The organism is Streptomyces sp. NPDC021096 (assembly GCF_040641275.1).
Taxonomy (GTDB): Bacteria; Actinomycetota; Actinomycetes; order Streptomycetales; family Streptomycetaceae; genus Streptomyces.
The window spans coordinates 62,632-82,623 of record NZ_JBFADG010000010.1; the positions used below are offsets into that span (position 1 = coordinate 62,632).

At 73.9% G+C, this 19,992-nt stretch carries 14 protein-coding genes; 8 read left to right on the forward strand and 6 right to left on the reverse strand.

From position 1 onward, the window contains the following. Window positions 1–62 precede the first annotated feature (62 nt). Both AB0G59_RS16195 and AB0G59_RS16200 read left to right on the forward strand, forming a co-directional pair. The gene (locus tag AB0G59_RS16195; protein ID WP_079273718.1) at window positions 63–830 is read left to right on the forward strand and encodes an ABC transporter ATP-binding protein; all 768 of its coding nucleotides are present in this window, start codon (window positions 63–65) and stop codon (window positions 828–830) included. Then, a complete protein-coding gene (locus AB0G59_RS16200) occupies window positions 827–2,440 on the forward strand; it encodes a transporter (protein WP_360911985.1) in 1,614 nt (537 codons plus the stop codon). Before AB0G59_RS16195 ends, AB0G59_RS16200 begins: the two co-directional genes overlap by 4 nt. On the opposite strand, the gene AB0G59_RS16205 is transcribed toward AB0G59_RS16200, so the two are convergent. The 3 genes from AB0G59_RS16205 to AB0G59_RS16215 form a co-directional block, all read right to left on the reverse strand. Continuing rightward, window positions 2,437–3,861: an FAD-dependent monooxygenase gene (locus AB0G59_RS16205; RefSeq protein ID WP_360911987.1), complete on the reverse strand. Its 1,425-nt coding sequence runs from the start codon at window positions 3,859–3,861 to the stop codon at window positions 2,437–2,439. The genes AB0G59_RS16200 and AB0G59_RS16205 overlap by 4 nt on opposite strands. Before the next feature lie 167 nt (window positions 3,862–4,028). Then, on the reverse strand, window positions 4,029–4,982 hold the full coding sequence (locus AB0G59_RS16210) for an alpha/beta hydrolase (protein WP_360911989.1): 954 nt from the start codon (window positions 4,980–4,982) through the stop codon (window positions 4,029–4,031). A 576-nt stretch (window positions 4,983–5,558) separates the two neighbouring features. Then, on the reverse strand, window positions 5,559–6,251 hold the full coding sequence (locus AB0G59_RS16215) for a metal-dependent transcriptional regulator (protein ID WP_071962581.1): 693 nt from the start codon (window positions 6,249–6,251) through the stop codon (window positions 5,559–5,561). Window positions 6,252–6,449: 198 nt separating this feature from the next. Between AB0G59_RS16215 and AB0G59_RS16220 the strand changes: the two genes are divergently transcribed. Then, on the forward strand, window positions 6,450–7,205 hold the full coding sequence (locus AB0G59_RS16220) for an SIS domain-containing protein (RefSeq protein WP_360911991.1): 756 nt from the start codon (window positions 6,450–6,452) through the stop codon (window positions 7,203–7,205). 24 nt (window positions 7,206–7,229) lie between these two features. Here AB0G59_RS16220 and AB0G59_RS16225 read toward each other — a convergent pair whose 3' ends face one another. Next, window positions 7,230–8,597: a PAS domain-containing protein gene (locus AB0G59_RS16225; RefSeq protein WP_071962579.1), complete on the reverse strand. Its 1,368-nt coding sequence runs from the start codon at window positions 8,595–8,597 to the stop codon at window positions 7,230–7,232. A 452-nt stretch (window positions 8,598–9,049) separates the two neighbouring features. Beyond that, complete coding sequence (pdxH, locus tag AB0G59_RS16230; RefSeq protein ID WP_360911993.1) at window positions 9,050–9,718, reverse strand: pyridoxamine 5'-phosphate oxidase; 669 nt, start codon at window positions 9,716–9,718, stop codon at window positions 9,050–9,052. A 457-nt stretch (window positions 9,719–10,175) separates the two neighbouring features. Here pdxH and AB0G59_RS16235 point away from each other — a divergent pair, with 457 nt between their 5' ends. Continuing rightward, the gene (locus AB0G59_RS16235; protein ID WP_360911995.1) at window positions 10,176–11,276 is read left to right on the forward strand and encodes a citrate synthase 2; all 1,101 of its coding nucleotides are present in this window, start codon (window positions 10,176–10,178) and stop codon (window positions 11,274–11,276) included. 74 nt (window positions 11,277–11,350) lie between these two features. Further along, window positions 11,351–12,370: a hypothetical protein gene (locus tag AB0G59_RS16240; protein WP_360911997.1), complete on the forward strand. Its 1,020-nt coding sequence runs from the start codon at window positions 11,351–11,353 to the stop codon at window positions 12,368–12,370. Between the two features lie 46 nt (window positions 12,371–12,416). Here the strand turns inward: AB0G59_RS16240 and serC are convergent, their stop codons facing one another. Beyond that, a complete protein-coding gene (serC, locus tag AB0G59_RS16245; RefSeq protein ID WP_360911998.1) occupies window positions 12,417–13,535 on the reverse strand; it encodes a phosphoserine transaminase in 1,119 nt (372 codons plus the stop codon). A gap of 121 nt (window positions 13,536–13,656) precedes the next feature. Here serC and AB0G59_RS16250 point away from each other — a divergent pair, with 121 nt between their 5' ends. The 3 genes from AB0G59_RS16250 to AB0G59_RS16260 are packed head-to-tail and all read left to right on the forward strand — an operon-like array spanning window position 13,657 to window position 19,989. Further along, complete coding sequence (locus AB0G59_RS16250; protein ID WP_360912001.1) at window positions 13,657–16,656, forward strand: FAD-binding and (Fe-S)-binding domain-containing protein; 3,000 nt, start codon at window positions 13,657–13,659, stop codon at window positions 16,654–16,656. Window positions 16,657–16,702: 46 nt separating this feature from the next. Continuing rightward, window positions 16,703–18,394, forward strand: a complete 1,692-nt coding sequence (locus AB0G59_RS16255; RefSeq protein WP_360912003.1) for an acyclic terpene utilization AtuA family protein — start codon at window positions 16,703–16,705, stop codon at window positions 18,392–18,394. Then, a complete protein-coding gene (locus AB0G59_RS16260) occupies window positions 18,391–19,989 on the forward strand; it encodes a carboxyl transferase domain-containing protein (protein WP_360912005.1) in 1,599 nt (532 codons plus the stop codon). The genes AB0G59_RS16255 and AB0G59_RS16260 overlap by 4 nt, the downstream gene beginning before the upstream one ends. The last annotated feature ends 3 nt before the right edge of the window (window positions 19,990–19,992 follow it).

Genomic DNA, 19,992 nt, shown 5'->3' on the forward strand with positions numbered 1-19,992 from the left:
TCCGCATCCCCCTCGAGCACCACGTCACGGGGAAGAGGAAGAGCGCAGTGACACAGCACACCATGCCCGCAGTCCGCATCGAGGGGCTGTGGAAGCGGTTCGGTGAGCAGGCGGCGGTCGCCGGCATCGATCTGGAAATCCCGGCCGGACAGTTCATAGGCCTCGTCGGGCCGAACGGCGCCGGCAAGACCACCACCCTGTCCATGGTCACCGGACTCCTGCGACCCGACGCCGGCCGCGTCGAGATCGGCGGGCACGACGTCTGGCAGGACCCGGCCGCCGTCAAGACGCGCATCGGAGTGCTGCCCGAGGGCCTGCGGATGTTCGAGCGCCTGTCCGGGCGTGAACTCCTCGCCTACACCGGGCGACTGCGCGGCCTGCCCGGCGACGAGGTCGACAAGCGCGCCACCCAGCTCCTGGACGTCCTCGACCTCGCGGGTTCGCAGAACAAGCTGGTCATCGACTACTCCACCGGCATGCGCAAGAAGATCGGCCTGGCCGCCGCGCTGCTCCACAACCCCGAAGTCCTCTTCCTCGACGAGCCGTTCGAGGGCGTCGACCCGGTCTCCGCCCAGACGATCCGCAAGGTCCTGGGGCACTACACCTCCTCGGGCGCCACGGTCGTCTTCTCCAGCCACGTCATGGAGCTGGTGGAGTCGCTGTGCTCCTGGGTCGCGGTGCTCGCCGGCGGCCGCATCCGGGCCCACGGCCCGCTCGCGGACGTACGGGGCGCGGCGCCCACCCTGCAGGACGCCTTCCTCGAACTGGTCGGCGGCCGCACGGCGACGGCCGGCGAGAGCCTGGACTGGCTGGGCGGCGGGGCCCGATGAGCGCCACGACCTCCTCCCTCCCCGTCACCTTCGCCCGGCTGAAGCTGTCCCTCCTGCGCAACGGCCTGCGCCAGTCCTCCGGACGCAAGGCCGTCTACATCACCTCGCTCGTCCTCACCGCGCTCTTCGCGGCGCTCCAGCTCCTCGGTCTGATCGCGCTGCGCGGCAATGAGCACGCCGCCGCGCTGACGGTGCCGCTGGCGGCGCTGATGGCCTTCGGCTGGGCGGTCGTACCGCTGTTCTTCCCCGGCGGGGACGAGACCCTGGACCCGACGAAGCTGGCGATGCTGCCGCTGCGGCCCAGGTCGCTGGTGGTGGCCCTGCTGACGGCGTCGCTGATCGGCATAGGCCCGGCCTTCACCCTGATCATCTTCATCGGTTCGGTGATCGCGACGGCCCATGGCCTCGCGGCGGCGGTCGTCGGGGTGTTCGCCTCGGTCCTCGCGCTGCTGCTCTGCCTGGCGCTGGTGCGGGCCGTCGCAACCGCGAACGTCCGGCTGCTGACCAGCCGCAAGGGCCGCGAGATGGCCCTGCTGAGCGGTCTGCTCATCGCCGTCGGACTGCAGTTCGTCAACCTCGGCATGAGCAAGCTGAACGCCATCGGCGGCCTCGCTCGGCTGGAGCCGGCGGCGGACGTCCTGCGCTGGGTGCCGCCGGGTTCGGCGCTGGACGCCGTCCGGGCGGTCGGCGAGGGCTCCTACGGCCTGGCGGCGGGCGAACTGGCCCTGAGCGTCGCCGCGCTCGCGGCCGTGCTGTGGTGGTGGCAGCGGACCCTGACGAAGGTGATGGTCACGGCGGACGCCTCCACCGTGGCGGCCACCGAGCCGAAGCGGGCCGACGGCCGCGGGGCGGCGCAGGGCTCCGGCCTGGCCCGGCTGCTGCCCGCCGGCCGGACGGGCGCGGTCATGCTCCGCTCCCTGCGCTACATAGGCCGCGACCCGAAGACCCGGATGGCGTGGGCGTCCGCGCTCCTGATCGGCATCGTGCTGCCCGTCGTCAACGCCGCGCAGCACAACGGCAGCATCTACTACGCCTTCTTCGCGGCCACGATGCTCGGCATGCAGATGTACAACCAGTTCGGGCAGGACGGTTCGGCGTTCTGGATGGTGCTGCAGACGATCTCCTCGCCGCGGGACGCCTATGCCGAGATGCGCGCCCGCGCGCTGGCCCTGTCGGTGATCGCCGTTCCCTATGTGACGCTGGTGGTGCTCGGTTCGGCCGCGCTCTCGCACAACTGGCGGGACATGCCCATGGTGTGGGGGCTGTGCCTGGCCCTGGTGGGTGCGCTGTTCGCGACGAGCGGCCTGGTCTCCGTGAAGTACCCGTACTCCATCCCCCAGGAGGGGGCGTTCAAGAGCGTCGCGCCCGGTCAGGCCGGCATCGCCTGGCTGAGCCTGGTGCTCGGGGGGCTGGCGAGCGCGGTCCTGTGCGCACCCCTGGTGGGGTTGGCGATATGGCTGCACTCGGCGGGCTCGCCGGGGCTGCTGTGGGTGCTGGTGCCGGCCGGTGCCGCCTATGGGCTGCTGATCGCCTGGGCGGGGCTGCGCTTTGCGGCCCCGCGGGCGGCCGGCCGGCTGCCGGAGATCCTGACGGCGGTGAGCAAGGGCTAGGGCCCCGAGACCCTTTCCACATATCCGTCGGGCCGTACGAGCACGGTGGCGGTGCCGGCGTCGGCGCGGGTGACCGTGGTGACGCCGGCTTCGTGCTTCACCTCGGCGCCGCGCGGCAGGACGCGTACGTAGGTGCCGGCGCGCAGGGCCTCGTACAGCCGGATCGGGCCGTCGTCGGTCTCGGCCAGCGGCAGGTCGGGGGCGCGGTGGCCGACGAGGGGGTGGGCGCCGGGCGGGGCGGGGTAGTGGATGCCGATGCCCGAGATGAACAGGGCGCCCCGGCGCAGGGCGAAGGGGGCGAGGAAGGCGGCTCCGGCGGCCGCGTTGCGCAGGCTCCGGGTGAGGGGCGAGGTGGCCAGGACGGCGCGCACGATGGTCCCGCTGACCCGCAGCACTGCCGTGCCGACGGGGTGGCGCTCGTCGTGGTAGCTGTCGAGGAGCCGGTCGTCGCCCCGCCCCTGCAGGACGGCGGCGAGCTTCCAGCCGAGGTTCGCGGCGTCCTGGATGCCGGCGTTCATGCCGAGGCCGCCGGCGGGCGAGTGGACGTGCGCGGCGTCGCCGGCGAGGAAGACGCGGCCGTCGCGGTAGCGGGGCACCTGGCGTTCGTCGCTGTGGAAGCGCGAGGTCCAGCGGGGTTCGCGCATCCCGAAGTCCGTGCCGAAGGCGGCGCGGGTGACGGCCCGTAGGGAGTCGAAGTCGACGGGGGCGCCCGTGGGCAGGTCGCTGCCCCGCTCCCAGGCGATGACGCGGTACCAGCCGTCGCCGAAGTCGGCGATGAAGGCGAAGCCCTCGGCGACGCCGTTGAAGGCCGGCAGCTGGCCGGGCCTGCTGTCGAGGCGGACGTCGGCGAGCATGACCGACCGCAGGACGGACCGTCCGGGGAACGGCATGCCGATCGCCTCGCGGACGGCGCTGCGCACCCCGTCCGTACCGACGACGTAGCGGGCCCGCACGGTGGTGGGGGCCGCGGGGGCGCCGTCCTCCCCGGCGGGCTGTACGTGCACGTCGACGCCGGCGGCGTCCTGGCTCAGCCCGGTGACCCGGGCGCCGCGCCGGATCTCGGCGCCGTGCTTGAGGGCGCGCTCCTCCAGCAGCCGCTCGGTGTGGTACTGCGGGGTCATCAGCACGCCCGGGAAGCGGGTGTCGAGGTCGCTCAGGTCGATGGTGGTGCGGCCGAAGAGCCGCAGGCGGCCGATGAAGTTGCCGGTCGCGATCAGCTGCTCGGCGAGCCCCCGGGCGTCGAGGGCCTCCAGGGTGCGGGCGTGGACGGCGAAGGCGCGGGTGAGGTTGGACTCCTCGGTCCGCTTCTCCAGCACGACGACGCGCACGCCGACCGCGGCGAGGTCACCGGCCAGCAGCAGGCCGGTGGGGCCGGCTCCGACGACCAGGACGTCCGCGGTGAATTCGGGGTGAGGGGACATGACAGCTCCGGGTGGTTGGCTGCGGCGTGGCGGTGCCCTGCCGGCCTTGCGTGGACTGCGCTCTCCCTGCCAGTGCACACCCGGCGCCCCGGTTATGTCAACGGTCGTTGAATTAAATCGGCCGACGGGCCTCCCCGGCCGTCCGCACCCCCGCCCGCAGCCCTCTCTCAGGCCGGCACGGCCGCCTCCAGGAAGGGCTCGGCGACCCGCCGCCAGCCGTCCGGCTGGTCGTAGTGCGCGAGGTGGCCGGCGTCCGGGATCTCGGCGTAGCGGCCGCGGGGCAGGACGCGGACCATCTCCTGCGCCTCGGCCCGGCCCAGCGCGCCGTCCAGGCCCCGCACGACCAGCGCCGGGCACTCCACCTGCGCCAGCTCCTCCCAGTGCGCGTCGTGGGCGTAGCCCTCGCGGGCCTGGAGCATCTGGCGGCGGAAGAACAGCGGGCGCCAGCCGTCGGCGCGCTCGGACATCACCTCGGCGTAGAAGTCGCCGCGGGCCGGCGCGGGGCGCTCCAGCGTCGGGTCGTCCTCACCGAACCACTTGCGGACGTCCGCGAGCGTCGCGAACGGCACCGGCCAGGAGCCCAGCCACTCGCTCCACTCGCGCTGCGTGGCCGCGCCGAGGGCGGAGGCGCGCATGTCGCAGATGACCAGGGCCCGGACGAGGTCGGGCCGGCGGGCGGCGAGCTGCCAGGCGGTGAGGGCGCCCATGGCGTGACCGATGAGGGTGACGGGGGCCAGGCCGAGCTGTTCGACGGCGGCCTCGGCGTCGGCGACATAGGCCTCGCGGGCGTAGGGGCCGCTGACGGGCTTTCCGCTGCGGCCGTGGCCGCGCTGGTCGAGGGCGACCGTGCGATAGCGGGCGGAGAGCCAGCGGGCGGTCTCCGCCCAGTGCGCGGCGCGGCCCAGCAGGCCGTGCAGGAGCAGCACCCCGCCGCCGGAAGCCTGTCCGCCGCCCCCACCGCGGGCCCGGCCGTGACCGGCACCGCAGCCCGTACCCCGGACCGCCGCGCGGCCGCCGACCGCGCCGCCGTACCGGCCGCCGGCCGCCTTCGGCGATTCGGCGAACTCCCAGGCGGCAAGCCGTACTCCGCCGCTTCCGGTCACTTCGATACGCCGCACCATGAGCCCTGGCACCCCCTCGTCTCCCCCGAGCAGCTCCACCTTATGGAACTTCCATTCGAATGAACCGTTGTCGCGCGCAACACCCCTCGTTCGAGTGACCGGGCGGAAGGATTGACCGTCTGCGCCCAGGGGAGAAATCGACCTGGGCGCGGACCGCTCGGGGAAGAAGGTCCGCGAGGCGCACCCTGGGAGCTCGGGGCTCCGGGGCGCCACGGGGGAAAACGGGGAGGTGGGGCCCCGGCTGCCCGTGAGGGCGCCGGGGCCCCTTCATCACGTTCACGCCGTGCACGGCCCGGACGTCCCCCGGGCGGCAGCGGCCCGCACGCGCACGGCCGCCACCGCCGCCGGGGGCTGTGCTCATGGGGCCCCCGGCACCCGGGCGGGGGGCGGCCGTGCGGCCCGCTGGCCTCATCCGAACCCCTCCCCGGTCGGCGGCGCGCGCATATGCGTTCAGCACTCAGCGCCAGCGTCGCACGGCTCGGGCCCGGCCGCGCCGTTTCCGCAGCGGCTCGGCAGCTTTACGTAACGCGGCATACGTACCCGGCGCGGGCGGCGCGCGCCCGGCGTCGAGGCCGGTCAGCGCTTGGCGACGAAGACGTGGGAGGCGATCTCCGACGCCAGCTCGGCGGCCTCGCCACTGCTGCCCACCATCACCCCACCGGGCGACTCCGTCACGCTGACCACGGCGCCCGGCTGCACCCCGGCGCGCCGCAGCGTGTACATGAGCTGGGCGTCCGTCTGGATCGGCTCCCCGATGCGGCGTACGACGACGGTCTTGCCGTCGGTGCCGGGCTCCAGGTCCATCAGGCTGACCATGCCGTCGTTCAGGAACGGGTCCGCCTCGGCCTTCTCGCCCAGCTCCTCCAGGCCCGGGATGGGGTTGCCGTACGGCGACTCGGTCGGGTGGCGCAGCAGCTCCAGCACCCGCCGCTCGACGGCCTCGCTCATCACGTGCTCCCAGCGGCAGGCCTCGGCGTGCACCTGCTCCCACTCCAGGCCGATCACGTCGACCAGCAGGCACTCCGCGAGGCGGTGCTTGCGCATCACGCGGGTCGCCAGCCGGCGGCCCTCCTCCGTCAGCTCCAGGTGCCGGTCCCCGGCGACGGACACCAGCCCGTCCCGCTCCATGCGGGCCACCGTCTGGCTCACCGTCGGGCCGCTCTGATCGAGCCGCTCGGCGATGCGGGCGCGCATGGGAACCACACCTTCCTCTTCCAGCTCAAGGATGGTGCGGAGATACATCTCCGTGGTGTCGATCAGTCCGGACATGCCGTGCCCCTCGATAAGTCGTGCGCTGGCCCTGGACTCAATTCTGACGCATACCACCGACAACAGGACCGCGTACGGTGCTGGCCGCCCCCGCCGTATTGACAGCCCGGCCGTCCACACCGCAACGTGATCCGCGCCACGGGCGGCGCCACGGGAGAATGCGCCGAGCCCCCATCGAGCCCAAGGAGTCCCGCAGCGATGAGCGAGAGCAAGCCTGCCGGGCAGTTCTTCGACGCCGCGATCGCCCTGCTGCGGCGGGTCCGCGACGAGGAGGCCGACCGCATCGCCGCCGCCGGGGCCCTGCTCGCCGACGCCGTCGCCGACGGCGGCCGGATCTTCGTCTTCGGCGCCGGCCACTCCTCGCTCCCCGCCCAGGACGTCGTCTACCGCGCGGGCGGCCTGGCCCTGATGAACCTGCTCGCCGTGCCGGGGACGGTCGGCATCGACATCATGCCCGCCACGCTCGGCAGCGCCCTGGAGCGCGTGGACGGCCTCGCCGGGGCGGTCCTGGACACCAGCCCCGCCCGGGCCGGCGACGTCCTGATCGTCATCTCCCTCTCCGGGCGCAACTCCCTGCCCGTCGAGATGGCCCTGAACGCCCGCGCCCTGGGCCTGAAGGTCATCGGCGTCACCTCGCTCGCCTACGCCCGGGAGACCAGGTCACGGCACGCGTCCGGCACCTTCCTGAAGGACCACTGCGACCTCGTCCTCGACAACAAGATCGCGACCGGTGACGCGGAGCTGTCCGCCGACGGCATCGCGGCGCCCTTCGGCCCGGCGTCCACCGTCGTCACCAGCGCCCTGATGCAGGCCGTCGTCGCCTCGGCGGCCACCGAGCTGGCCGCCCGCGGCATCGACCCGCCGATGCTGCGCTCGGGCAACATCGACGGCGGCCACGAGTGGAACGGCCGTCTGCTCGACGAGTACGGCGACCGGATCTTCTTCCGGCACTAGGCGCACCGGCCGGCGGCCGCGCACCTACCGTGCGACCGCCACCGCCAGATCGACCGACGCCGCCACCCGCGAGGCGATGTCCTCCGCGTAGATCGCGTCCGCCCGGTCGAAGGGCCGCCGCGAAGGCCCCCGCAGGAACGTCACCACCCCGACCGTCCGCCCCCGGCTGCGCAGCGCCGTCGACAGGCCGTGCCGCGTGCCGTCCGGCCATTTGCGGGCCGCCGCCCAGCCCTCGCTGCGGTCGGTGGCCGCCCGCACCGAGCCGCAGCGCTCGACCGCCTGCAGCGCCGGGTGCCCGGCCATGTACGGCACCGGAAGGCCGCCTCCGCCGGGCACCGCGGCCTGTCCGGGGGCGCCGGCGGGCGTCGTGGCGGCGCGGACGAGCCGGATCGGCGCCTCCGGTGCGGGCTCCGGGTCGGGCAGCAGGTCGATGAGGGCGTGGTCGGCGAAGCCCGCGAGGGCGAAGTCCATGTAGAGCGCCGCCGCCTCCATCGGGTCCTCGCACTCCGCGACCGCCCGCCCCGCCCGGTGCAGCTGGCTGCCGCGGAACCGCAGCCGCGCGCTCTCCTGCTCCGCCAGCCGCGTCTTCGTCACGTCGAGGAAGAGCCAGGCCACGCCCAGCGGCACGGGCTCCTCCACCAGGGGCGTGGCCAGCCGCAGGAAGCCGCTGCGCCAGCAGCGCCGCTCCGGCAGGGCGACGCCGGTGCCCTGGTCCCGGACGGTCACCCACAGTTCGGTGGGCGCGGGCGGCGCGCCGGCCGCGAGGACGTGCTGCAGGGCGCCCTCGAGTTCCTCCACGCCCTGGTCCAGCAGCTCCCCCAGCGGCCGTCCCAGCAGGGCCGTGCGGCTGGTGCGCAGGGCGCGGGCGGCGTGGGCGTTGGCGAGGGCCGGGCGCAGGTCGGCGTCGACGAGCACCACGCCCCAGGAGGCCTCGCCGAACAGCGCCTCGCTCAGCGCGACCGAGCGCTCCAGGTCGATCTGCGTGTGCACCTCGCTGAAGGCGCAGTAGACGCCCGCCGGGCTGCCGTCCTCGCCGGGCACGGCGCAGGACTGGACGCGCACGAGCACCCGTCCGCCGCCCTTGGTGAGCAACGCGAACTCGTCGACCTGCCGGCCCGGGTTCTTCATCGCGCCCAGCAGCCGCCCGGTGACCTCCTCCGCGTCCGCCTCGCGCAGCGCCCAGCCGGCGAGGCCGTGCCGGCCGACGGCCTCCTTCGCGGACCAGCCGAGTATCCGCTCGGCCTCGCGGTTCCAGTGGGTGACCGTGCCGTCCGCGTCGAAGGCGCACAGCGCGGCGTCCATGCCGTCGAGGAGAGCGGCGAGGAGGACGTGGTCGTCGCTGTCCGCGGCCGCCTCGTGACGGGCGGGGCCGGACTGGTGTGGAGCGGTCACCGGGTACCCCCTGCTGAACGCGTCTGCGGGTGGAGCATGCCCTGCATGTCCTGCACGAGCGGCATTCAACTCGACACCGGCTGGCACCACACCGTCTTCGGCGAAATCGGTGCCCACGGAAATTCCGTTGTCGTCGCCGGAGCCTCTTCCTAGGCTGGGGCGTACACGAGAAGGGAGGTGGTTCGGGACATGATTTCTTTCCGGACGCGTGAGGTGACTGCGGGCTAGCGCCCGTCGTCGCGCACAGCGCAATGCCGGCTCCGCCGGCCAATCCCATGCAGTCACCCGATCCGTGGGCCGCCGAGTCGTCCGCTCGGCACCCTGCGCCGCTTGTGCGGCGCGGGGTAGCGGGCCCACGGATCGTCTGCGTCTATTCCCGGGGCTCCGCCCCGGACCCCGGTCCTCAATCTCCCCCAGCTACCGCTGGGAGGTGCCCCCAGACGGGCTGGATTTCATGGGCACAGGCGCTCCACCCGCCAGTCGTCGCCCGTGCGCACGTACCGCAGCCGGTCGTGCAGGCGGTTCTCCCGCCCCTGCCAGAACTCCACCGTCTCCGCGGTCACCCGGAAGCCGCCCCAGTGCGGCGGCACCGGCACGTGTTCGCCCTGCGGATAGCGGGCCGTCATCTTCTCGTAGGCCGCGTCCAGATCGGCGCGTCCGGCCGCCACGGTCGACTGCTCGCTCGCCCAGGCGCCGATCTGCGAGCCGTAGGGGCGGGTGCGGAAGTACGCGGCGGTCTCCTCGCGGTCCACCCGCTCGGCGGTACCGGTGACGACGACCTGCCGGGCGAGGGGGTACCAGGGGAAGAGCAGCGACACGCGCGGGTTGACGGCGATCTCCCTGGCCTTGCGGGAGCGGTAGTTGGTGTAGAAGACGAAGCCGCGCGGGTCGTAGCCCTTGAGCAGGACGGTCCTGGAGCTGGGCCGTCCGGCGGCGTCCGCGGTGGACAGGACCATGGCGTTGGGCTCGTACAGCTCGCCGGCTGCCGCCTCGCCGAACCAGCGCGCGAACTGTTCGTACGGGCCGGCGGCCAGGGCCCGCTCGGCGAGGCCCTCGAACTGGTAGTGACGGCGCATGGCGGCGAGGTCGTGCTCGAACGCGTACTTGTCGGAGTGGGCCACGGCCACATCTTGCAGGAGCGGCGGGTCCGAGGAAAAGCAGCACAGCGGATCCCTTCATGTGCCCCGTATCGGCGGCCGGTAATCCTGCCGCCGGGGAAAAGCGCGGTGTGCCGGACATCACCTTCCCCCACCTGTGCCGAACCCCCCAAAATCACGAGTGGATGGCTGTGGCACCCGTACCCCACCGGCTATCGTGTCCGGCCCCGGAACGGCCTCTGCGGAGGCCGGGTGAAGTACCGGGTGAAGTACTGCCGCACGGGGCATGACCGGGTTGACCGGAACGGACCGCGAGCCGCGCACGCTGCCGCGTAACCGATCCGGCGCCGACCCGGACGCACACCCCCCGACGCACACCCGCAGCAGGAATCCCTCTGGCCGCCCGGCCGGAACCGGAGACCCCGGACCCCGCCCGCGCGGCTGGCAGCCGCTTGTCGAACACATCATGAGGAGCCGCCTGATGTCCGACTTCGTACCCGGACTCGAAGGAGTCGTCGCGTTCGAAACGGAGATCGCCGAACCCGACAAGGAAGGCGGTTCGCTCCGCTACCGAGGCGTCGACATCGAGGACTTGGTGGGCGACGTCTCGTTCGGGAACGTCTGGGGGCTGCTGGTCGACGGCTCGTTCAACCCCGGGCTGCCGCCGGCCGAGCCGTTCCCCATCCCCGTCCATTCCGGTGACATCCGCGTCGACGTGCAGTCCGCGCTGGCGATGCTCGCCCCCGTGTGGGGCCTCAAGCCGCTCCTGGACATCGACGAGGCCACCGCCCGCGACAATCTCGCGCGCGCCGCCGTCATGGCCCTGTCCTACGTCGCCCAGTCGGCCCGCGGCCAGGGACTGCCGATGGTGCCGCAGAAGGAGATCGACAAGGCGGAGACCGTCGTCGAGCGCTTCATGAAGCGCTGGCGCGGCGAGCCCGACCCCAAGCACGTCAAGGCCGTCGACGCCTACTGGACCTCGGCCGCCGAGCACGGCATGAACGCCTCCACGTTCACCGCCCGCGTCATCGCCTCGACGGGCGCCGACGTGGCGGCCGCCCTGTCGGGCGCGGTCGGCGCCATGTCGGGCCCGCTGCACGGCGGCGCGCCCTCGCGCGTCCTGGGCATGATCGAGGAGATCGAGCGCACCGGCGACGCCGTCGCCTACGTCAAGGGCGCCCTGGACCGCGGCGAGCGCCTCATGGGCTTCGGCCACCGCGTCTACCGCGCCGAGGACCCCCGCGCCCGCGTGCTGCGCCGCACGGCCAAGGAGCTGGCCGCGCCGCGCTTCGAGGTCGCGGAGGCGCTGGAGAAGGCGGCGCTGGAGGAGCTGCACAACCGCCGCCCGGACCGGGTGCTGGCCACGAACGTCGAGTTCTGGGCGGCCATCGTCCTGGACTTCGCCGAGGTGCCCGCGCACATGTTCACCTCGATGTTCACCTGCGCCCGCACGGCGGGCTGGAGCGCGCACATCCTGGAGCAGAAGCGCACCGGCCGCCTCGTGCGCCCCTCGGCCCGCTACGTCGGCCCGGGACCGCGCGACCCGCGCGAGGTGGAGGGGTACGCGGACATCACCGGCTGAGCCGGCGGACACGTCAGGGCGTGGCGAAGGGTGGCAAGCGCCCCTCCGCCGCGCCCTGATGGCAGGCTTGGCCCATGCGTCCATTCCTCCCCGCCCTCGGAATCGCCGCGCTGGTAGCGCTGCCCGCCGCCCCGCCCGCGGTGGCGGCCCCGGCGGCGGACGGCGATGCGCCCTCCGCCTTCACCATCCAGGACCCGAGGATCAAGGAGTCCAGCGGGCTGGCCGCCAGCCGCCTCCACCCGGGCATCTACTGGACCCACAACGACAGCGGCGACGCCGCGAACGTCTTCGCGGTGGACAGCCGTACGGGCCGTACGGTCGCGACGGTGCGGCTCGGCGGCATCGACGCCCGGGACGTCGAGGCCATCTCGATCGGCCCCGACGGAAACATCTACGTCGGCGACACCGGGGACAACCTCGACGGCACCTGGCCGGAGGTGTGGATCTACCGCTTCCCCGAGCCGAAGACGCTGCAGGACGCGACCGTCACCCCGACCCGCTTCACCGTCCGCTACGAGGACGGCCCGCGCGACGCCGAGTCGCTGATGGTGCACCCCACGACGGGCCGGGTCTACATCGTCAGCAAGAAGCGCTCGGGCAAGGGCGCCCTGTACGAGGCGCCGGAGCAGCTGTCGGCGTCCGGCGTGAACACCTTCCGGCGCGTCGCCGACATCAACGTCTGGGCCACGGACGGCGCGTTCTCCCCGGACGGCACCCGGCTGGTCGTGCGCGGCTACTTCGAGGCCCGTGTGTACCGCTGGCTGGACGGGCGGCCCAAGGAGATCGGCCGACCCACGGTCCCGCTGCAGCGGCAGGGCGAGTCCGTCACGTTCACCCCCGACGGGCGGACGCTGATGTACGGGACGGAGGGCGCCAACAGCCGCGTCACCCCGGTCGAGCTCGACGACGATCTGCTGCCCGACAGCACGGGGAAGCCCGGCGACTCGGGCAAGGGCGGTGACGCGGCGGACGAGAAGGCCTCCACCACGGGCGACGACCACGACCGCACCCTCGCCATAGGGGCGGGGACCGTCGTGGTCGCGGCCCTGCTGGTCCTCGTCCTGCGGAAGCTGCTGCGCCGGCCGACGGGCTGAGCCGGGGCCCCGGGAGCGCCTCCCGGGGCCGGTCTACGGCTAGAGCCTAGAGCCGCTCGATCACATGGTCGATGCAGACCGTCAGCGCCTCGACGTCCGACGACTCGATCGCCGGGAACATCGCGACCCGCAGCTGGTTGCGGCCCAGCTTGCGGTACGGCTCGGTGTCCACGATGCCGTTGGCGCGCAGGACCTTGGCGACGGCCGCCGCGTCCACGTCCTCGGAGAAGTCGATCGTGCCGATGACGGCCGAACGCTTGGCCGGGTCCGTCACGAACGGCGTCGCGTACTTGGACGCCTCCGCCCAGCCGTACAGCGTCCGCGCGGACGTCGCGGTGCGGCGCACCGCCCAGTCCAGGCCGCCCTGGCCGTTGAGCCACTCGACCTGCTGCTCCAGCAGGAACAGCGTGGCGAGGGCGGGGGTGTTGTACGTCTGGTTCTTCAGGGAGTTGTCGATGGCCGTCGGCAGCGAGAAGAACTCGGGGACGTGCCGGCCCGAGGCGTGGATGCGGGCGGCGCGCTCCAGGGCGGCCGGGGAGAACGCCGCCAGCCACAGCCCGCCGTCGGCGGCGAAGGACTTCTGCGGGGCGAAGTAGTAGACGTCCGTCTCGGTGATGTCCACGGGCAGCCCGCCCGCGCCGGACGTGGCGTCCACCAGGACCAGCGCGCCCTCGTCGGCGCCCGCGACGCGCTTGATGGGCGCGGCGACACCGGTGGAGGTCTCGTTGTGGGTGAAGGCGTAGACGTCGGCCCCCGCCTCGGCGCGCGGCTCGGGGTGCGTGCCGGGCTCGGAGGAGATGACCGTCGGCTCCTGCAGCCACGGCGCCAGCTTCGCCGCCTTGGCGAACTTCGAGGAGAACTCGCCGAAGCTCAGGTGCTGCGACTTGGACTCGATGAGGCCGTGCGTGGCGATGTCCCAGAACGCGGTCGACCCGCCGTTGCCGAGGACGATCTCGTAGCCCTCGGGCAGCGAGAACAGCTCGCGGAGGCCGTCGCGCACGCGGCCGACCAGGTTCTTGACCGGGGCCTGGCGGTGGGAGGTGCCGAGCAGGGAGGTTCCGGTGGCGGCCAGGGCGCCGAGCGCCTCCGTACGCACCTTGGAGGGGCCCGCGCCGAAGCGACCGTCGGCGGGCTTGATGTCAGCGGGAATCTGGATATCAGCCACGTCCGCAGCCTAATCGCCGCCCCACGCGTGGTGGCTGTACGTCCACTCGATGAGACGGAATCGACAGGATGGATGTGCCGACTGTGCCGGTATCCGACGGTTCTGTGGGCAGGCTGGGCCCATGGGTGATCACATCGGCCGCCGGGACGCGGACACTCCGTTTCCGGGCCTGGCGGCGCAACTGCGGGCCCACGTGCGCGGCGACGTCGACTTCACGTCCTCCGCCCGCGCCCTGACGACCATGGACGCGTCGAACTACCGGCGCGTGCCGGCCGGGGTGGTCGCCCCGCGCGACGCCGACGACGTCGCCGCCGTCCTGGCCGTGTGCCGCGAGCACGGCGTGCCGGTGGTGCCGCGCGGGGGCGGCACCTCGATCGCGGGCCAGGCAACGGGCGAGGGCGTGGTCCTGGACTTCACCCGGCACATGAACGCGATCGTGGCCGTCGACGCCGCGGCCCGCACCGCCGTCGTCCAGCCCGGCGTGGTCCTGGACGACCTGCGGGCGGCGGCGGGCGCGTTCGGGCTGACGTTCGGGCCCGATCCCTCGACGCACGGGCGGTGCACGCTCGGCGGGATGATCGGCAACAACGCGTGCGGCGCGCACTCGGTGGCCTGGGGCACGACGGCCGACAACGTCCACGCCCTGGACGTCCTGACCTACGAGGGCGAACGGGCCCACCTGGGCCGGGGCTACGACGGCGTGCCCGAGCTGCTCGCGGAGGGCGTACGGGCCCTCGTCCAGGGCGACCTCGCGCTGCTGCGCACCGGCTTCCCCGTTCTGCCCCGGCGCATCTCCGGGTACGCCCTGGATGCCCTGCTGCCCGAGCGGCGCACCGACTTCGCCCGGGCGTTCACCGGGAGCGAGGGCACGCTGGGGGTGGTGACACAGGCGACGGTCCGCCTCGTCGAGCCGCCCGCCGCGCGGGCGCTGGCGGTGCTCGGCTACGCGGACGAGAGCGCGGCGGCCGACGCGGCCCATCCGCTGCTGCCGCTGGGGCCGTTGACGGTCGAGGGCATGGCCGCCGACCTGGTGGGCGCGGGCGCCGGCGACCTGCCCGCGGGGGCGGCCTGGCTGTTCGTCGAAACGGGCGGCGCCACGCCGGCCGAGGCGGTGTCCCGGGCGCGGAAGCTGTGCCGCGCGGCGGCCGCCGACGGGCCGGTCACGGGCCGTGCCGTCGTGGAGGACGCGGCGGCGCAGCGCGCGCTGTGGCGGGTGCGCGAGGACGCCGCCGGTACCGCGACCCGGCTGCCCGACGGGGGCGAGGCCTGGCCCGGCTGGGAGGACTGTGCGGTGCCGCCGGAGCGGCTGGGCGCGTATCTGCGCGAGTTCCGGGCCCTGCTGGGGCGCTACGGGCTGCGCGGCGCCCCCTTCGGGCACTTCGGCGACGGCTGTGTGCACGTACGGCTGGACGTCGACCTGCTGAGCGCCGAGGGGATCCGCCGGTACCGCGCGTTCTCCGGGGAGGTGGCGGAGCTGGTGGTCGCGCACGGCGGCTCGCTGTCGGGCGAGCACGGCGACGGCCAGGCGCGCGCCGAGCTGCTGCCCCGGATGTACGGCGCCGACGTCGTGCGGCTGTTCGAGCGCTTCAAGGACCTCTGGGACCCGGCGGGCGGCCTGAACCCGGGCATGGTCGTGCGCCCGTACCGCCTCGACGAGAACCTGCGGTTCGACGTGCTGCCCCGGCGGCCCGTCGACGTGGAGTTCGGCTATCCGGGTGACGGCGGCGACTTCACGGCGGCGGTCCGCCGGTGCGTGGGCGTCGCCAAGTGCCGTGACACGCAGCCCCCTCCGGGCGGCGTCATGTGCCCCTCCTACCGCGTGACCCGCGACGAGCGGCACTCCACGCGGGGCCGGGCCCGGCTGCTGCACGAGATGCTGGCCGGAGAGGTGGTGACGGACGGCTGGCGCTCACAGGAGGTACGGGAGGCGCTGGATCTGTGCCTGTCCTGCAAGGGCTGCCGCAGCGACTGCCCGGTGGGCGTGGACATGGCCACGTACAAGGCGGAGTTCCTGCACCACCACTACGCGGGCCGGATCCGGCCCGCCGAGCACTACACGATGGGGTGGCTGCCACTGTGGCTGCGCCTGGCGGCGCCGGCCGCGCCGCTGCTCGACCGCCTGGCCGCGCACGAACCGTCGGCCGCGGCGGTGAAGCGCCTGGCGGGGATCGCACCCGAGCGGGACCTCCCGCGGCTCGCACCGGAGCCGTTCACCCGGTGGTGGCGCAGGCGTACGGCGCAGGCGGCGGGGCAGCCGTACGCCGCCGACGGGCACCCCACCGGCCGCGGCCCGGCCGGCGACACCCCCGGGGCACGGCTCGCCCCCGGCGAAACCGGCCGCCCCCGTGCCGGCCGGCCGGCCGCCGGCTGGGCCGAGGCCCGGGCCGCGGGCACGGCGGTCGTGCTGTTTCCCGACACCTTCACCACCTACTTCTCCCCCTCCGCCGGCCGTGCCGCCGTCGCCGTGCTCGAGGACGCCGGGCTGCGCGTGGCCGTCCCGCCCCGGCCGGTCTGCTGCGGCCTGACCTGGGTCTCCACCGGCCAGCTCGGCCTCGCCCGGGCCGTCGCGCGCCGCACGCTCGACGTCCTGGCGCCCGCCCTCGCCGCCGGCCTGCCCGTCGTCGGCCTCGAGCCCAGCTGCAGCGCGGCCCTGCGTACCGACGTGCCCGAGCTGCTGCCCGGCGATCCGCGCGCCCGGCGCCTCGCCTCGTCCGTGCGCACCTTCGCCCAGGTCCTCGAAGAGCGCGCCCCGCACTGGCGGCCGCCGCGCGTCGACCGGCCCGTCGCCGGCCAGACGCACTGCCACCAGCACGCCGTCCTGGGCGACGCCGCCGAGCGGCGCCTGCGCGAACGCGCGGGCATGACCGGCCCGTTGAGCGGCGGCTGCTGCGGCCTGGCGGGCAACTTCGGCTTCGAAACCGGCCATTACGAGGTTTCGGCGGCTTGCGCCGAAGAACAGTTGCTGCCGGCGCTGCGCGCGGCGCCCGAGGGCACGGAGGTCATCGCGGACGGCTTCTCCTGCCGTACGCAGATCGGCCAACTCTCCGACAGGCGGGCGCGACACACGGCCGAGATCCTCGCCGAAGCACTGCGGGAGGCCGCCACCGGCGGCCGAAAATAATGCAAGCACGCTTGCTTGTTTTCCCGGCCGGTGCCACGCTCCGGCCATGCCCGTGCCCGTTCTCCGAATCGGCAACGCCTCCGGCTTCTACGGCGACCGGTTCGACGCCCTGCGCGAGATGCTCACCGGCGGCCCCCTGGACGTACTGACCGGTGACTACCTCGCCGAACTGACCATGCTGATCCTCGGCCGCGACCGCCTCAAGGACCCCGGCCGGGGCTACGCCCGCACGTTCCTGGCCCAGTTGGAGGAGGGGCTGGGCCTGGCCGCCGACCGCGGGGTCAGGCTCGTCACCAACGCGGGCGGACTCAACCCCGCCGCTCTCGCCGAGCGCATCACCGAGCTGGCCGACCGGGTCGGGGTGCCCGTGCGCGTCGCCCACGTCACCGGCGACGACCTCCTCGACGAGGACCGGTGGGGCCACGGCGTGCTCACCGCCAACGCCTACCTGGGCGGTGCGGGCATCGCCGAGTGCCTGCGGGCCGGCGCGGACGTGGTCGTCACGGGCCGGGTCACCGACGCCGCGCTCGTCACCGGCCCGGCCGCCGCGCACTTCGGATGGACCGCCGAGGACCTGGACCCGCTCGCCGGCGCGGTCGTCGCCGGGCACGTCCTGGAGTGCGGGGCGCAGGCCACGGGCGGCAACTACGCGTTCTTCGGCGAGCACGACGTGCGCCGGCCCGGCTTCCCGCTCGCCGAGATCCACGCGGACGGCTCGGCCGTCATCACCAAGCACCCCGGCACCGGCGGCGCGGTCACGGTCTCGACGGTCACGGCACAGCTGCTGTACGAGACGGCCGGCGCCCGCTACCCGGGGCCGGACGTCACGGCCCGGCTGGACACGGTGCGCCTCGCGCCCGACGGCCCGGACCGGGTGCGGATCAGCGGGGTGCGCGGCGAGTCCCCGCCGACCGCGCTCAAGGTGGGGCTCACCCGGCTGGGCGGCCACCGCACCGAGGTCGTCTTCGTCCTGACCGGCCTCGACATCGACGCCAAGGCCCGCCTCGTGCGCGCCCAGCTCGACGGCGTCCTCACCGCCCGCCGCCCGGCCGAGGCCCGCTGGAGCCTGGCCCGCACCGACCGGGCGGACGCGCCCGTGCAGGAGGAGGCGAGCGCGCTGCTGCGGCTGGTCGTGCGCGACGCCGACCCGGAGGTGGGCCGGGCCGTGAACGCCGCCTGCGTCGAGCTGGCGCTGGCCAGCTACCCCGGCTTCCACGTGGCGACGCCGCCGGCGAAGCCGACGCCCTACGGGGTGTTCGAGGCGGCCTACGTCGACGCGGACACCGTGCGGCACGTGGCGGTGCTCCCGGACGGCACCCGGGTGCCGGTGCTGCCGGCCCCCGTACGGGCCGCGGAACCGGAAGCGCTGGACGGGCCCGTCCTGCCGCCGCCGCTGCCCGCCGGGCCCACGCGGCGGGCCCCGCTCGGGCTCGTCGCGGGCGCGCGCAGCGGGGACAAGGGCGGCAGCGCCAACGTCGGGGTGTGGGTGCGCGGGGACGACGCGTGGCGGTGGCTGGCGCACGAGCTGACCGTCGAGCGGTTCCGTGAACTGCTTCCGGAGACCGCCGGCTTCGCCGTCACCCGGCACGTCCTGCCCCACCTGCGCGCCCTGAACTTCGTCGTCGACGGCATCCTCGGCGAGGGCGTCGCCTCCCAGGCCCGCTTCGACCCGCAGGCCAAGGCCGTCGGCGAATGGCTGCGCGCCCGGCACCTGCGGATACCGGAGGTCCTGCTGTGACCGTGCTGCCGTCCGGGCTCGACACCGCCGCCCCCGGGTACGCGGCCAACCGGGCCGCGATGCTGGCCAGGCTCGCCGACGTCGAGGCCGAGCACGCCAAGGCGGTCGCGGGCGGCGGCGAGAAGTACACCGCCCGCCACCGGGCCCGGGGCCGCATGACCGCCCGGGAACGCGTCGAGTCCCTGATCGACCCCGACACCCCCTTCCTCGAACTGTCGCCGCTGGCCGCCTGGGGCAGCGACTACACCGTCGGCGCCTCGCTCGTCACCGGCATCGGCGTCGTCGAGGGCGTCGAGTGCCTGATCACCGCCAACGACCCGACCGTGCGCGGCGGCGCCAGCAATCCCTGGACGCTGAAGAAGGCCCTGCGCGCGAACGAGATCGCGTACGCCAACCGGCTGCCGGTGATCTCGCTGGTGGAGTCGGGCGGCGCGGACCTGCCCAGCCAGAAGGAGATCTTCATCCCCGGCGGCGGCCTGTTCCGCGACCTGACCCGGCTCTCCGCCGCGGGCATCCCCACCCTCGCGGTGGTCTTCGGCAATTCCACGGCCGGCGGCGCGTACGTCCCCGGCATGTCCGACCACGTCATCATGGTCAAGGAACGGGCGAAGGTCTTCCTCGGCGGCCCGCCGCTGGTGAAGATGGCCACCGGCGAGGAGAGCGACGACGAGTCGCTCGGCGGGGCGGAGATGCACGCGCGCGTCTCCGGCCTCGCGGACCACTTCGCCGTCGACGAACTCGACGCGCTGCGCCGGGCCCGGCGCGTGGTCGCCCGCCTGAACTGGCGCAAGGCCCACCCCGATCCGGACCCCGCCGCACCACCCCTGTACGACGGGGACGAGCTCCTCGGCATCGTCCCGGGCGATCTGAAGGAGCCCTTCGACCCCCGCGAGGTCATCGCCCGGATCGTGGACGGCTCCGACTTCGACGAGTTCAAACAGCGCTACGGCACGAGCCTGGTGACCGGGTGGGCGCGGCTGCATGGCTACCCCGTGGGCGTGCTCGCCAACGCGCAGGGCGTCCTCTTCAGCGAGGAGTCGCAAAAGGCCGCGCAGTTCATCCAGTTGGCCAACCAGCGCGACATCCCGCTGGTCTTCCTGCACAACACCACCGGCTACATGGTCGGCCGCGCCTACGAACAGGGCGGCATCATCAAGCACGGCGCCATGATGATCAACGCCGTGTCGAACTCGAAGGTCCCGCACCTGTCGGTGCTCATGGGCGCCTCCTACGGCGCCGGGCACTACGGCATGTGCGGACGGGCCTACGACCCGCGCTTCCTGTTCTCCTGGCCCAGCGCCAAGTCCGCCGTCATGGGCCCCCAGCAGCTCGCCGGCGTCCTGTCCATCGTCGCCCGCGCCTCGGCCGCGGCGAAGGGACAGCCGTACGACGAGGAGGCCGACGCCGCGCTGCGCACGATGGTGGAGCGGCAGATCGAGTCGGAGTCGCTGCCGGTGTTCCTGTCCGGGCGGCTGTACGACGACGGGGTCATCGACCCGCGGGACACGCGGACGGTGCTGGGACTGTGCCTGTCGGCGGTGCACGGCGCGCCCGTGCAGGGGGCTCGGGGTGGTTTCGGTGTCTTCCGGATGTGAGGC

What these genes read in the sequence shown, in the direction of transcription:
- AB0G59_RS16195 (WP_079273718.1), top strand. Translation starts at nt 63, where the DNA reads ATGCCCGCAGTCCGCATCGAGGGGCTGTGGAAGCGGTTCGGTGAGCAG.
- AB0G59_RS16200 (WP_360911985.1), top strand. Translation starts at nt 827, where the DNA reads ATGAGCGCCACGACCTCCTCCCTCCCCGTCACCTTCGCCCGGCTGAAG.
- AB0G59_RS16205 (WP_360911987.1), bottom strand. Translation starts at nt 3,861, where the DNA reads ATGTCCCCTCACCCCGAATTCACCGCGGACGTCCTGGTCGTCGGAGCC.
- AB0G59_RS16210 (WP_360911989.1), bottom strand. Translation starts at nt 4,982, where the DNA reads ATGGTGCGGCGTATCGAAGTGACCGGAAGCGGCGGAGTACGGCTTGCC.
- AB0G59_RS16215 (WP_071962581.1), bottom strand. Translation starts at nt 6,251, where the DNA reads ATGTCCGGACTGATCGACACCACGGAGATGTATCTCCGCACCATCCTT.
- AB0G59_RS16220 (WP_360911991.1), top strand. Translation starts at nt 6,450, where the DNA reads ATGAGCGAGAGCAAGCCTGCCGGGCAGTTCTTCGACGCCGCGATCGCC.
- AB0G59_RS16235 (WP_360911995.1), top strand. Translation starts at nt 10,176, where the DNA reads ATGTCCGACTTCGTACCCGGACTCGAAGGAGTCGTCGCGTTCGAAACG.
- AB0G59_RS16240 (WP_360911997.1), top strand. Translation starts at nt 11,351, where the DNA reads ATGCGTCCATTCCTCCCCGCCCTCGGAATCGCCGCGCTGGTAGCGCTG.
- AB0G59_RS16250 (WP_360912001.1), top strand. Translation starts at nt 13,657, where the DNA reads ATGGGTGATCACATCGGCCGCCGGGACGCGGACACTCCGTTTCCGGGC.
- AB0G59_RS16255 (WP_360912003.1), top strand. Translation starts at nt 16,703, where the DNA reads ATGCCCGTGCCCGTTCTCCGAATCGGCAACGCCTCCGGCTTCTACGGC.